Origin of the sequence: Sphingobacterium sp. WM (assembly GCF_029542465.1) — a bacterium.
GTDB lineage: Bacteria > Bacteroidota > Bacteroidia > Sphingobacteriales > Sphingobacteriaceae > Sphingobacterium > Sphingobacterium cellulitidis.
The window spans coordinates 3,883,526-3,897,349 of sequence record NZ_CP120709.1 but is presented as its reverse complement, the minus strand read 5'-3'; the positions used below and the strand labels follow the sequence as shown (position 1 = coordinate 3,897,349).

Below are 13,824 nucleotides of genomic sequence, written 5' to 3'. Positions count from 1 at the left end.
AATATTTATTTAAGTATTTCGGATAAAATATTTCCATATCCCTTTATTTTTTCTTATTTTTGTTATCAATTAATAAGCGACAAGAGTAATTAGGATATTATTTTTCCTAATAGATGTCACTTACGCACGAAAGCCGTCAATTTTCCACGTAAGTAGACATGAGGTTCGCTCTCCATTGAAAAATGTATCTTTACAAAATATCAATGGAGCGAGCTTCCTGTTAGACTTTGTGGAACTGCAATATTTTGTAGGGTTCTTGACGGCACCACGTGCAAAGCTTGGAGGCTCGTTTCATTGATTTTATTTCTCTCCTCAGGCTTCAGTGTCATCATCATAATTATAAATTGTAAATGATAACAATCGTGCAAGCTAACAATCCAAAAATGCGGTTCCAGGATCCGGATTATTGGTTTTCTGAAACAATTCTGTATATGAACATTTATTGTTCACCGGAATAGTTTTCATTCATATCAACAGGAAACAAATGGGCCCTTCGAATCGTAGTTTCAGGCAAAATCCCATTAGTTATCCAGTTTCCCAGTCATCCTTAAAAAAAGAACAAAGGTTCACTTCTACATTGTTAGGATTAGTAACAAGGTTTATTTCTAGACAATCTAAATCTAGGCTAATTTTTCTAAAGTGTCAAGTAACTCTTGTGAATTTACGGAAGTAAAAATCCGTGAGGCTGGCTGGTATTTTTTATTAAATCCTGAAAATCAATTAGTGTGAACCAATTATAAATCCTCTTTAAACCAAATTGATTTTTAAGAAATTTTTCACCCTAGGGATTCTCAAAGCCTTTTTAAAGAATTCTTGCATTTATCTTAACCAATGAAATCAAATTATCAAAACAGAACATCACCCCCATTTAGCCCCCACCCTATTTTTCTAAGTAAAACGGATATTCATGGACATTTAATAGAGTCAACAAAGAAATTCATAATCCTATTGTTTTTATGTTGTTTCAGTTTGTTTAATAATCAGTTAGAAGCCCAGGAGCCCCACAATAGTGGGGCAAAAGGGCAAACTGGAATAACCGGAACAGTCAAGGATTATTACACCAATACCCCCTTGGTAGGCACAAATCTCAAAATTGGCACCTTCAAGACCAAAACGGATAGCAAAGGGACTTTTATCCTATCAGAAAATTTTAAGGCAAAAAAACTAATTATTACGCATCAAGGATACCGGGATACCATAATCACCATTTCTTCCACCTCAGTCAATCTTGAAATCAAATTGAAACCTTCCCAAAATCAAATCCAGGAAGTTGAGGTGGTTAGTACAGGATACCAAGAGATACCAAGGGATAGGGCAACGGGTAGTTTTGCCTTTGTGGACTCCAAGACGATCCAGCGTTATCCTGGGATGAGCCTCCTATCTCGATTGAATGGAGTTACCAATGGATTGCTCCTTGACCGAAACACCGGCAATCCCGATGGATTGAGCGTCAGGGGTAGGAGCACCTTATTTTCCAGTACACGTCCTTTAATCGTTGTTGATAATTTTCCTTATGAGGGAGACTTAGACAACATCAATCCAAATGATATTCAGAGTGTCACAGTGTTAAAGGATGCGACAGCTGCTTCGATCTGGGGTGTTAGATCCGCCAACGGGGTGATCGTGGTCACTACCAAGAAAGCAAGGGACAAGTTCAATGCTGATTTTTCGTCTACTTTTTCAATTTCCAATCGTCCCGATGTTTTCTATCAGAAACAGATGAGTTCGGCAGAACTTGTGGAGGTGGAGAAGTTCCTTTTTGACAAAGGCGAGTACAACGGTGACATCACTCTTGGTTATCAGGATATATCACCCGTGGTGGAAATCCTCCAAAAGGTCAGATCTGGGAACCTCTCACAAAAAAGTGCACATGAATTGTTAGAGGAGTTTGCAAGGACCGATAACCGTAGTGATGTTTTGGAATATTTTTATCGCCCTAAACTAGAACACCAGCAATACCTTGGGATATCATCCTCATCAAATTCAGTGAACACTAGGGTGAGCATAGGTTACGATGAGTCCCTGAAGGAGGCAGTAGCCGCAAATCAGAAGAGACTGAACCTTAGGGTGTCCAGCCAGTGGAAAGGGCTCTCAGACCGCCTTGGCGCACAGATGAACTTGTGGTACTCAGGGAATAAAAACGCCAACGGTAATGCAAGGGGAGGCTCACCAAAGTTTCCTTATGAGCACCTAGCTGATCAAAATGGAGAGCCACTAGAGGTCTCAGGGTCAGGTACATTACGTAAATCTTACACGGATACTGCGGGTTCGGGGTACCTGCTTGACTGGAAGTATCGTCCATTGGAAGAACTTCGGGGAGGCTGGAACAGATATTCCAATGACAACCATCTGATGCGATATGAACTGGGTGCCAACGGCAGAATATACCGGTCATTCAACCTGAAACTGAACTATCTTTCCAGCATCGGATCGGATGACTGGAGCACATTATTTGATCAAAATTCTTTCTTTGTGAGGAACATGGTAAACCAGTTCTCAAGTATAGATCATGCTATTGGTATCGTCAATAGACCTGTGCCCTTGGGAGCTATCCTGGACAGGGGGACGGTTAGATCGGTATCCAGTTACGGCAAGGTTCAGCTCGATTGGAATGAGTCCTTTGGGAAAGATCATAACCTAAGTGGATTATTGGGAGCTGAATGGCGACAGGACCGCACGAATATTGATAATCCTGGATACCTTTATGGATATGATCCTGACTTGGAGAGCTACTCCGAGGTGGACATATTCAGTTTTTTTCCAATTTTCCACAACGGGGACTATCGGAGGATTGAACGATATGGAACTCGGCGCAGGCAAGTGGACAACAACAGGTCCTGGTTTGGACTTTTCTCATATACCTTCAGGGACAACCTGACCGTGACTGCAAGTGCAAGGAAAGACGCCTCGAACATTTTCGGTGTTTCGGCGAATCAGAAAGGGGTTCCATTATGGTCAGTTGGAACATCCTATTCATTCCAAAAGCTCCTGGGATGGGAAGCCTTAGATAGGCTAAAGGCTAGGTTGACCTATGGATACAACGGCAATGTGGACAAAAGCACCACGGCATTCCTCACCTCTAAACTCTACCAGAACAGGAATCTTTGGGGCAGCCCATCGGATCTGATTACCAATCCACCCAATAGCTCTCTGAGATGGGAAAGAGTCTCTAATCTTAATCTTGGAATCGATTTCCAAGCGCTGAGTGGTAAGGTGGGCGGATCAGTGGAATTTTACCTCAAAAGAGGTAAGGATTTGATGGGAAACAGTCCAATAGCGCCCCAGACTGGTAAGACAGAATTTTATGGAAACGTTGCCCAGACCTCCACAAGGGGCCTCGATATCCAATTGTGGTTCGATTGGCTCAAGGGTAGTGAGATTGGTTTTCGTACGGACTTCATCTTCAACCACAACAAAGATCGTATAGATCGCTATTATACACCCCTGCTTACCAATACTGATATAATCTCGGCATCGGGTATTTTTCCCATTGTTGGAAACCCGATCAATTCATTGGTTCTCTACCGATCGGCTGGGTTGGATCAGAAGGGAGACCCTTTGGGTTACCTGAACGGTGAGAGGTCAGATGATTACAGTGCGTTGATCAACGGGATTGACAGAGATGCCATTCAGGTCATGGGTTCCATGGTTCCTACGCAATTCGGTAGCTTGCGAAACACCTTTTCCTATAGGGGTTTTGAATTTTCCTTTCTAGTGTTCTATAGATTCGGAAACTATCTGCGAAGGGCCAATTCAATGAACTCCTTTCAGCTTATCGGTGGGAACTATAAGTTCTCTGATTACCACCTCCGTTGGCAGAATCCCGGCGACGAGGCTACAACCCAAGTGCCAAGGTTTGTATATCCAGGGGATATAAATAGGGAGGAGTTTTATCAATATTCCACTGCTCTGGCATACAGTGGAAGCTTGGTGAGACTCCAGGATGCAAAGCTAGCCTATTCCCTGAAACCTTTTTCTACCCACACGCAAACCGATCTGCAATTATTCATGCATGCTGGAAATCTGGGGATTCTTTGGAGAAAAAATAAAGAAGGGATTGACCCAGAAGTTGGCTTTGGTATTCCGTCGCCACTTGAACTCACATTTGGAGTAAAACTAAACTATTAAAAGACATGAAAAGAACTATTATATATATTATCGTATTGCTTGCTTTGGTGTCCTGTTCTAAGGAATTTTTGGAAGAAAGGTCAAGTAGCGACATCATTGTACCCCGCTCGGCTGAGGATTTTCAGCGTTTACTTGATAATTCAGCAGAGATCGGGTATACCAGCGTGCTCCCTCACCTGAGTGCCGACGAGTATTTCATTCAGAAAGAATCTGATTGGGTTTCAAGTAGAACGGCAACCGAACGGAATTCTTATATCTGGGATAAGGACGTCTTTGGCGGTGAGGTGGATATTCAAGATTGGAACGCTCCCTATAGGACGGTCTTCTATGCTAATAGCATCATCAAGGGGGTAGAGGATGCAGTTGGCAAGCCTCTTGCTGGAGACCAATTTTCTGAGGTGTATGGCCAGGCTCTCTTCCATAGAGCAAGGGCAAATTTCGATCTACTAAAAAACTTTTCGGTTCCTTTCGATCCTCTTACACAGGCTTCGGACCAAGGAATACCCCTTCGGATGGATCCCTCAATAGATGATCTACAGGGAAGGGCGAGCGTACAGCAAGGCTATATGGCCATCTTCGGTGATCTTAAGGCCTCCCTGCAATACCTCAGCCAAACAGGTCCAATCCCACAAAGGAATCGGCCCACTAGACTGGCAGTCTTTGCGCAGTTATCACGAATCCATCTTTACCGTGGGGAATATGATTTGGCAGAGGACTTTGCCGATAGTGTGCTGAACAGATATAACTCGCTGATTGATTACAACACGGTTTCCAAGGAATCGAACAGTCCGTTCTCCCTGACTAATGAGGAACTCATCATGTACGGTAGCACCACAAGTTACAACAATGCCTACCAACTCAATCAAGCTGGGGCCGTATACCTTGATACGGTGCTCATTTCCATTTATGATAATGACGACCTTCGCCTATCGGTTTATTTCAAAAAGCTATCACCTGGCAGGTATATCATGAAAAGGGGCTATAACGGTAGTGGTCTGGCACCTTTCAATGGACTTGCCGTTGACGAGGTCCTTCTTAATAAAATGGAATGTTTGGTTCGTCGGCAGCAGTTAGTTAAAGCCTCGGAACTCTATAACAGGCTTCGCCGTAATCGATACCGGACCGGGACATTTAAATCAGTCACCTTCTCCCAAAGGGCATCCGCCCTTGAGCTGGTCCTGTTGGAACGTAGAAAGGAATTGGTTTGGCGTAGTTTGCGGTGGGACGATATAAAACGACTGAATAGGGAAGGTGCCAACATCGTTCTCACCCGGATATTGAACGGCAAGGTCCACACCCTGGAACCTAATTCTAGCCGATATGTATTCAATATTCCTCAGGATGAGATAAATAGAAGCGGGATTTCTCAGAACCAACGATAAATAATTTAAAACCAATAAAAAACATGATAATATTAAGACTAAAAAAAGATCAGTTCCTATTAACGGTGCTATCTGTGATCTTCTCAACTTCGCTAGCATTCGGTCAGACGGTTTTCAAAGGCAAGGTGGAAGGTCCGATTCAACTTGATTCCATTGAATTCAAGTTTGCTGGAGATATCCTTGGAATGGGAAGGGTATTCTCACAGGCCAAAACCTACCAGGTTAAACTAGATTCTGGAAATTTCAGTTTTCAGCTTCCACAAACTTCTGATTTTTCCTATCTTCTGATCCTCAATCCAAATACATCATTGAATGTGACCAAATTGTTCATTCCGATTTCACAAAGACCATTTTTGATCGGAAAGGGGGATACATTGGACATCACTATCAGTCAGAATGGCGTCATCTCTAGTAACTCTTCGACACCTGCCATGCGACTCCAAATGGAGACACTGGCAATAAACGAGCGGTATGGGGAAAAAATGATTCAGTTGGCCAGGGACTTTAACCCTTTGGACACCGTAGGACTCGCAGCCCGAACGGCTCCCTACCTTTTAAAGAGAGGGGAACTCTATGGGCTTTGGGAGAAGGAGTTGATGGATAATGTTGATAATTATAGTAATCAAATGGATTCTGCTTACGCCCAATTGATAAAGTACGAACATATGGGCATGGTCCGTAATCATGAATTGTCGATGTTTCGATTTATGATGGATCTCGCGCCAGATGTTGTCCATCCCATCACTTCTCGTCAATACCTGGACCAGCTAATTGATACAGAAGATCGGCAGGCACGACTGTATGAGGGAGGCTCACCTGAATTTGCCTCTTATCTGAATATGAAGGTAGTGACCGATCTTCTTGCGGCTTTCAACTTGATCGAGGGCAAGGTGTCCATAGAGATCCCGACGGTCCTGGATATTATCGGAAGACGATACCAGGGAAAGACCTATGATGAAGTAGCCTTTTCGGCGTTCTTAGACCGTGGTTCCCGTAAGTATTTGGATCAGAAAACCTATTCCATCCTAACATCCAGGATTCAGGATCCTTTGCGTAAGGAATTCATCATCAAGCAATGGAGTAAAACAGCCTCAGAGCAGGAGTTTTTCAAATTTGAACTAATAAACCATGAAGGATCCAAGGTAACAAACTCAGACTTTGCTGGCAAGGTCGTAGTCTATGACTTTTGGTATACTGGCTGTATTGCTTGTGCACAACTCCACAGGGCAATGGCTCCGGTAAAGGAACGATTCAGGAATAACCCCAACGTGAAATTCGTAAATATATCCGTGGACCTCAGCCAACAAAGGTGGTTGGAATCCGTGCAAAGTGGCCTCTATTCGGATAAAGATGACGTGAGCCTTTGGGTGGGAAAGAATGGTGAACACCCTATCATAACAGAATTGGGAATCAACTCTTACCCCACTCAAGTGATTGTGGACGCTCGCAATAGGATCGTAATGATGAATCCCCCTGACGTGCGCATCAAAAGTGAGTTGGAGGGTTTTATTGGGGTTGTGGAAAGGGCAGTTAATCAATAATTGTTGAGAGGATTTTTATGGAATCGAAGAATTGTTCCAATAACAGGGACTCCGAAAATACCGGAGTCCCCATTGGATGTTATTGGACATAAAGTCCATGTTTGGAGTCCATCTCCACAATCAATCCTTGGGCTTTTAGATTAGCCGCCTGAGTTGAATTGAAATTACTGGGAACCGTACCTGTTTTGTCGGTTCTTTTCCAAGCGCAAGTGTTGGGACTGGTGTCCTGACAGTTGTTAGGGTCATAAGTTCCTAGGAGCTGCTCATATTCCCCAGAGGCATAATTGATGTAAACCTCTCCAGCAAACTTGTTCTTTGATGCCTTATTTTGAGTAAAGGCACTTGCCGAGAATGCCAATCCGATCACGGTCAAACCTAATAGGAATGATCCGGATAATTTTTTAATAAAATTCATGATGTTTTGTTTTATGTTTAAAAATCAGTTTTATTTCTTTCGAATGGTCCAAATTCCTAGGGCCAAAATAATCACATTCAATACGAGGTGTTCCCACCAACCAAGAGAACCGATCACTCCACCGCAGTGGCAAAGTTTCTCTCTCACCAGGCTGACCATCAATAAAAGGTACAGCGTAAAGATGCTCATCAGGATAACTGATAGCTTGAAAGAAGCTCGCTGGATACGTTCTTTTGGAACGATCATTCCTAAGGCCAGTGTCAGTTCCAGAATGGGTACGCCCCATCCCAGGAGTTCTGAAAAATGGCCCAAGACAGGAACTTTACTTAATCCCTTGGTGAAGGAAGCATGATCAAAAAGCTTGCTATAACCCGTGTAAGCAAACAAGAAGACGTATAGAATCCTGACCATTGCTTTAACCAGAGGGGAGGTTAAGGTAAGGGATCTTCCTGCTATGGAATGTTGGTCTTTATCCTGAGTTGAGTTGGTACTATCGGAACTGTGTTGCATGTTTGATGATTTTAGATTTTGAAATTTGATCCATTAATCGCTAAAACCCAAAGGATCTGATCCCTGGGTTCACATATCTTGATCTTTCCCCCAAACCGGGGGGAATACAGCATATTTTTTTGGTGATCGAATCATAGTTGATTTTTTTATTGCTCTTTGAATTAAATAATCTCAGGCTAAATAGCCAGGTGTTAAATCGAGATCCTGAAATCTTAGATAAGCTGGGATTTCTCTGGGCTATTAGTTATTATAAGGTCTATCTGGAAAGTATCGGCTCATAAAGGCTCCAAGCGTGCTTGAGAATCTTTCTGTACAAGGTCGGGTCTCCTTTTTCCAGTAGCATCAAGCATTTAAAATCGGTTATGTAAAATTCCAAAAATCGGTTGGAAATTTAAACTGAAATATCCTAGGATAGTACACTTGAGTATCTGGAAATAACTTTTGAGACCTCCAGTTGATGTTAACAAGGATCTGAGGATAAATAGTTGAACAGGAAACTAAAATGAAGGGTCAAATGATTTTGAAAAATGGCTTGAATATAGTTTTAGCCTGTTTTACAAACTTCTGTTTATCAGTCAGTTGTCGCTTTTTACTTGACCAAGCTGTAGGTTTTAATGTCCGAAATACATTTTTAAAGTATTTAATGTTGATTTTTAAATTCCAACCTCTCAAAGTCCCACTTCAAGCCTTTCTATTTGCAAACTTCCATAGGTAGTGTCAACTTTAGCTCCAGATAAACAAAAGTCTTCAAGTTCTGAAGCCGCTGATCTGGTGCGAGACCAGAGGAATGTTATAATTAATTCGGAGGACCCAACCATGGAATGTAACATGCGAGAATTTCACTTCGGTCAACCCTCAAACCTTCCCCTTTCCAAACAAGAAGTGAAGGAACTGACCGAAGTAAGAGGTGAAGACCCGAAATGCAACATTGTATTTCCTTAATCTCTTGAGTTTTGCGCGCGGCAGGCACCGCGCGCATTCTTTTAAATCAACCTATCTTCACTTTTAGCATTATTCCTCCTTGGATCCTAATGGGAAACCCTAAACATGGAAAAACAAATTCAACAATCAGACCAAAACAATTTCAATAACAGGCACCTTTCGCCCATCGGTAAAGAATTCGCCTATTTTACAGCAAACCTCGGACACATATTTCCGGGACTTGATCTCCAGGAACAGGTAATCCTCTACAAAAAGCTCAAAAACTACTCCTCTCGACAGGCTCATTTAAACCTTAGGGGTGGACTCAAACCATCTTCCTGCCCATCCCAATTGAGATATCTCGCCTCTGGGCGACCATGTATGTTCGTCAGCTTTCATTTTGGATCATACCGAAGTCTTCCACTTCAGATTTTGGCCCAAGGCCGTTCGGTATGCGTGCTGCTCTCAAAAGACGTTTTTGATCTTTACCAGAAATATTATTGCAGATTGTTAGGTAGTGGCCAGCCCAAGGAAAGCTGCCCTAGACTGTATTTATTAAGGGCAGAGGATTCTACCTTGTTTTTTAAACTGAGATCCATGCAGAAAGCTGGTGTACCACTATTTATATATGCAGATGGTGATCGAGGTGCACTAAAAGATCCTAGTGGGAAGGGGCTCAGCAAAATTCAGCTCGGTAGCGCTGAGATGATGGTCCGTTCGGGATATTTGGAAATTGCCCATTTATTGAATATGGAAGTACATCTGCTCCTAGACCACTCTCCTGACCCACTATCCCAGGACCAGCTTGATGCCAGGATATTTTGTTACAAATTAAAAAAATACGATTCCAAAAAAGATTTCGTTCAAAATGGCCTGAAGGGAATCTATGAAAAATTTCATGCTTCACTAAGGAAAGCTCCGGCACTTTGGGAGGCCTTATTATACCTACACCGCTATAACTTGCCAAAATCCTCGATTAATCAATGGAATACCAAGGAGAGGTTATTGGGTTTTACCTCAGATTCAAAGTCTTATGCTCTGGATAGATTCACTTATCGAAAGTACCCCTTGGGGGATTCATAAGGGACAGGAAATCTGGTCATTCCACCCTGGTTCTAAAATATGTTTTATAATTTAAAGGATTATCCAAGCTGGTACTGACCTGTTTGAATTAAAATAAACCTGCGATAATGAAACAAAAAAGATTCTTATGGCACGCTGGTGCATGGACATTATATGGTATTTATTTTTTTATCGTTAACGCACTTGGAAATAATGATCTCAGGGTAATAACCGTGCTGTATACCTTGCCTATTTTTATGCTAGTCTATTACGGGATATCCTTTGCCCTGAATAATTTACTCTTTAACAGAAAATATTTCTTCGCCTTACTGATGGCTATCGGAGTATATGTCCTGGTATGGGTATTGGTTTACCAGCTTACCCAACCACAATCCTTGTTTGCTTGGATATACAAAGATTATAGGACCTCCGCGAATGTTTTTGAGTTAAGGATGTTCATCCAGACTTATTTGAAGTTGGTAGGAAATTTTACCATTTTGGCACTACTCAAATACCAATTCAAACTTCGTGGAATTTGGGAGAAACGAGAATCTCAAGAAAGGTCCAATAGGAGAAAATATGAATATACCGCTCTAGCTCAGCAGATTCCTTCACATCTTCTTGCCAATGCCTTTCAGTCCCTTGAGGGTCAATTTGCCCTGGTCTTTCCACAAATGCGCCATGACCTGCTCCAAATGTATTCCCTGATGAACCATTTTATGATTTCAAATAATCCTCAAGGTCCAAAGACTATAATTCTTGCTGATGAGATCAAGGCAGCAAAACAGTTTATTGCCATCCAGAAAGGATTCTCGGGGTATTCAGATGAAATTATGTGGAAGATTAAAGGAGATACAGAAACGGTAACCATTCCATCAACGACCTTGATCACCTTGGTGAGCAATGTGTTCAAGCATGGAGGAGTTTCAGATGTCCAAAGTCATGCTCTAATTGATATTTGGGTGAGTAAAGATGAATATATTATCCAGGTAGAAAACCCCTTGCCAAAGCAGGGTGAATCAAAAACAAAAAGTCACGGTATTGGACTTGTGAACCTAAAGGCAAGGCTCGAATTCGTATTCGGAGATAATGTGGAGTTTAGCCATGGAGCCACTTGGGGAACTTACAGTGTATATATAAAAGTTAAATTATAAATTCTAAAAACCTAAAATTATGAGGAAATACCATGCCATCATTGTTGACGATCAGCAAGCTAGTATTGATTTACTTCTGAGTTATTTTGCAAAGACTGAACAGGTTCAGGTAGATGCTCACTTCACGGATCCCATTAAAGCACTTACTTACGTGAGAGAAAATGCCATAGATCTGGTGATCATTGATATCGATCTTGGTGGGAGAATGGATGGATTCGATTGGATGACGGCTTCCCCCAAACGTAAGATCAAATTTATTGTCTATACTGGCCTTCATAAATTCGAGGATAAGGGGTATCTGATGAATGCTGTCGATGTTTTATTAAAGCCTGTGAGCCAGCAGAGATTTGCAATCGCCCTGAATCGTCTTGATGATCGAATCCGCTTAGAGGATACCCCGGCCGGTGATTTTGATTCTCTGGAACACTGGTATGATTATATCAATATCAAAAAAGATGGAAAATTCTGTGGCCAATTGATCTGGTTTAAAAATATTCTATATATGGAATCGAGCAAAAAATATGTCTTGATCTATCAGGCTAACGATCCTGAGGTTCTTTTCAGCAATTCCACACTGGCCCATATTTATAGCAAATTGCCCAAAAACTGGTTTAAACAGTGTGCCAGAGGGACCATTGTTAACGTGAAGTTTTTCCATTCCTATACAGGCAAACAAGTGAAATTGATAAACCATAAGAAGCTTCTCCCGGTTGGAAATTTAGCGACTTTTTACGAATTCAAAAATTTTCTGATGTACAATCAGGTATAATGACGACGTTCCTAGTGGTATTGCGGAATACTACTTCTTCCAAAGGGTCCTCCACTAGAACACAAAAATAATGAAAAGATTAAATTTCAAAGAGTTAAGGTATATTGATGAATTATTAAATGGAAAAGAAAAAATTGAAGACATATTGATGAAAGGTTCAAAAGATCCAGCAGATTTAAACCGAGAAATTGTTTTGAAAACAAATCAATTTCTTGCTAAAATACGAAGGTATGCTATGAACAATCTTTTGGACCAAGAGTTTTCTAACAGTATAAATACCTGTTATCAGCAGGCAATGATCTTAATGGAAAGCTCGCAAGAAGAAACAATTAACGACAATCCTGATTTTAGGATAATCCAAAAAAACATTTTCTGTAGTATGGAATCTATTTTGAAAAATCTCGAATCAAACTATTCGAAAGTTCTGGAAGGGGATCAGGATCTTCCACTAAGCTTTAAAAGACATAAATTAGCTGATCTGCAGGAAAGATTCACAACATTAAAGAAAGAACTACCCCAAGAAAATATTTGTGAAATTTTTGTTCAAAAGGTTCTTGCCTTTACAAAACTTGAAAATGCTGTAAACCTTCCAATTACTCGCCGGTCAGTCGGTTATATGGAGGAACTTATCCGTAGACTGGGTGATTGGGATCTTCAGAGTGAACAAGGGTACTTCACGGCCTTGGAAAAGTTCTTGGTTTATGTGAATTTCAATAGTAAACAGTGCATGGATATCATTCTTTCAGGGATCGCCTTCAGGGTTAGGGGACTTCCTGAAGGAGGCAGAGAGGCCTTGATTTGTCTTCTGGACATTCAAAAAGATTTTATTAAGCTTCACCACCGATTAGACATTGCCTTGAATCCGGATTATACTTCCATTCATCAATTTTTACTTAACTTCTTGGAAAGTGAAATTTCCTTTTGTCTTACAGCAATTCAGAGCAGTAGTGATCCCTCATTACCGATTTACCAAAAGGCTCGTAATATCAAGAAGCTCACCTGCAATCTTTCGGTAGATCAAATTTCGATTATCCTTCGGCTTCTGGATGAGGAAAGAGTGGTTGATGCTCGCTCCTTAAATCAGGTCTATTCAACGATCATCCCTTATCTCAACACAACAAATAGAAATGAGTTATCTCCAAATTCAGTACGTATAAAATCCTACCATCCAGAAGAAAGGGATATTAAACGAGTGAAAGAGACCCTGCAAGGATTATTGGAAAGAGCCAACCGTTACTAATGCTGAAAATTATAAAAGGAGTTAATGATTGGATTGCCTATTTAATATGGAATTGATCCTCCAATTATATTCATACTATCGAAATTGAGGATTCAGATTAATTTCGCAACCCCAAATTCCTAGTAACTCCACAAATCTCAGGTCCTGTCGACATTTTTTATTATCTGCTAGAGGACTATTAATTTTTGTTAAATATGCTCTTTGAAGATAATTTTAACATAACATTCTGCTTTTTCAATGGTTATATTGCCCCTTATCCAAATGGCATGAGTTGAAATGAATTTTCCTATATTCAATTGTCCTGATCTGTTCATGTTTTATGGATGAACATTTTAAAAACAAAATGTTTGTATTTTATTTGGAAAAACAAGGGTAGAAATTTTGCTAAAATATCTTGATTCCATAAATCCATTCCATGCTATATAATCCCACCGCAATTTTTTCCCTCGTTTAGGACGCTACAGATTTTTAACAAAAAATTCACCTGATTTTTCTAAGAATTATATACTTATTTTGAATAGAAAGAATATTGTTATATTGTTAATTAGGTTTTATTAACGTGTTAACTTTGTGTAAATGGATTGTGACATGAGATTATTAATTATATATTTGCAATTGGAATCAATCTAACAAAATAATTAGTAAGTACCCTAGGACTAATCAAAGGAATCCTATTCTCAACATTTCAGGTCAAGTTATGGC

General features: G+C 40.7%; 11 protein-coding genes. 8 read left to right on the top strand and 3 right to left on the bottom strand.

Going from position 1 to position 13,824, the window contains the following annotated elements; all coding sequences use genetic code 11:
- Positions 1 to 200: 200 nt before the first annotated feature.
- Positions 201 to 335, bottom strand: a complete 135-nt coding sequence (locus PZ892_RS16560) for a hypothetical protein (protein ID WP_277711595.1) — start codon at positions 333 to 335, stop codon at positions 201 to 203.
- Positions 336 to 831: 496 nt separating this feature from the next.
- On the opposite strand from PZ892_RS16560, the gene PZ892_RS16555 reads away from it, so the two are divergent.
- Genes PZ892_RS16555 through PZ892_RS16545 form a run of 3 tightly spaced genes read left to right on the top strand, consistent with a single transcriptional unit; the run spans position 832 to position 7,051 of the window.
- On the top strand, positions 832 to 4,128 hold the full coding sequence (locus PZ892_RS16555; RefSeq protein WP_277711594.1) for a SusC/RagA family TonB-linked outer membrane protein: 3,297 nt from the start codon (positions 832 to 834) through the stop codon (positions 4,126 to 4,128).
- Positions 4,129 to 4,133: 5 nt separating this feature from the next.
- A complete protein-coding gene (locus tag PZ892_RS16550) occupies positions 4,134 to 5,510 on the top strand; it encodes a RagB/SusD family nutrient uptake outer membrane protein (RefSeq protein ID WP_277711592.1) in 1,377 nt (458 codons plus the stop codon).
- A gap of 23 nt (positions 5,511 to 5,533) precedes the next feature.
- Positions 5,534 to 7,051 carry a TlpA disulfide reductase family protein gene (locus PZ892_RS16545; protein WP_277711591.1) on the top strand — a complete coding sequence of 506 codons (1,518 nt, stop codon included), beginning with the start codon at positions 5,534 to 5,536 and terminating at the stop codon, positions 7,049 to 7,051.
- Positions 7,052 to 7,130: 79 nt separating this feature from the next.
- Here PZ892_RS16545 and PZ892_RS16540 read toward each other — a convergent pair whose 3' ends face one another.
- A complete protein-coding gene (locus PZ892_RS16540) occupies positions 7,131 to 7,466 on the bottom strand; it encodes a hypothetical protein (RefSeq protein WP_277711590.1) in 336 nt (111 codons plus the stop codon).
- Between the two features lie 30 nt (positions 7,467 to 7,496).
- Positions 7,497 to 7,976, bottom strand: a complete 480-nt coding sequence (locus PZ892_RS16535; protein WP_277711589.1) for a MauE/DoxX family redox-associated membrane protein — start codon at positions 7,974 to 7,976, stop codon at positions 7,497 to 7,499.
- 714 nt (positions 7,977 to 8,690) lie between these two features.
- Here PZ892_RS16535 and PZ892_RS16530 point away from each other — a divergent pair.
- The 5 genes from PZ892_RS16530 (at position 8,691) to PZ892_RS16510 (ending at position 13,122) form a co-directional block, all read left to right on the top strand.
- Positions 8,691 to 8,918, top strand: coding sequence for a hypothetical protein (locus PZ892_RS16530; RefSeq protein WP_277711588.1), 228 nt, complete (start codon positions 8,691 to 8,693; stop codon positions 8,916 to 8,918).
- Positions 8,919 to 9,023: 105 nt separating this feature from the next.
- The gene (locus tag PZ892_RS16525; RefSeq protein ID WP_277711587.1) at positions 9,024 to 9,980 is read left to right on the top strand and encodes a hypothetical protein; all 957 of its coding nucleotides are present in this window, start codon (positions 9,024 to 9,026) and stop codon (positions 9,978 to 9,980) included.
- A gap of 107 nt (positions 9,981 to 10,087) precedes the next feature.
- Positions 10,088 to 11,113 (top strand): histidine kinase, encoded by a 1,026-nt coding sequence (locus PZ892_RS16520; RefSeq protein ID WP_277711586.1) that lies wholly within the window; start codon positions 10,088 to 10,090, stop codon positions 11,111 to 11,113.
- A gap of 19 nt (positions 11,114 to 11,132) precedes the next feature.
- Complete coding sequence (locus tag PZ892_RS16515) at positions 11,133 to 11,882, top strand: LytTR family DNA-binding domain-containing protein (RefSeq protein ID WP_277711585.1); 750 nt, start codon at positions 11,133 to 11,135, stop codon at positions 11,880 to 11,882.
- 70 nt (positions 11,883 to 11,952) lie between these two features.
- On the top strand, positions 11,953 to 13,122 hold the full coding sequence (locus tag PZ892_RS16510; RefSeq protein ID WP_277711584.1) for a hypothetical protein: 1,170 nt from the start codon (positions 11,953 to 11,955) through the stop codon (positions 13,120 to 13,122).
- The last annotated feature ends 702 nt before the right edge of the window (positions 13,123 to 13,824 follow it).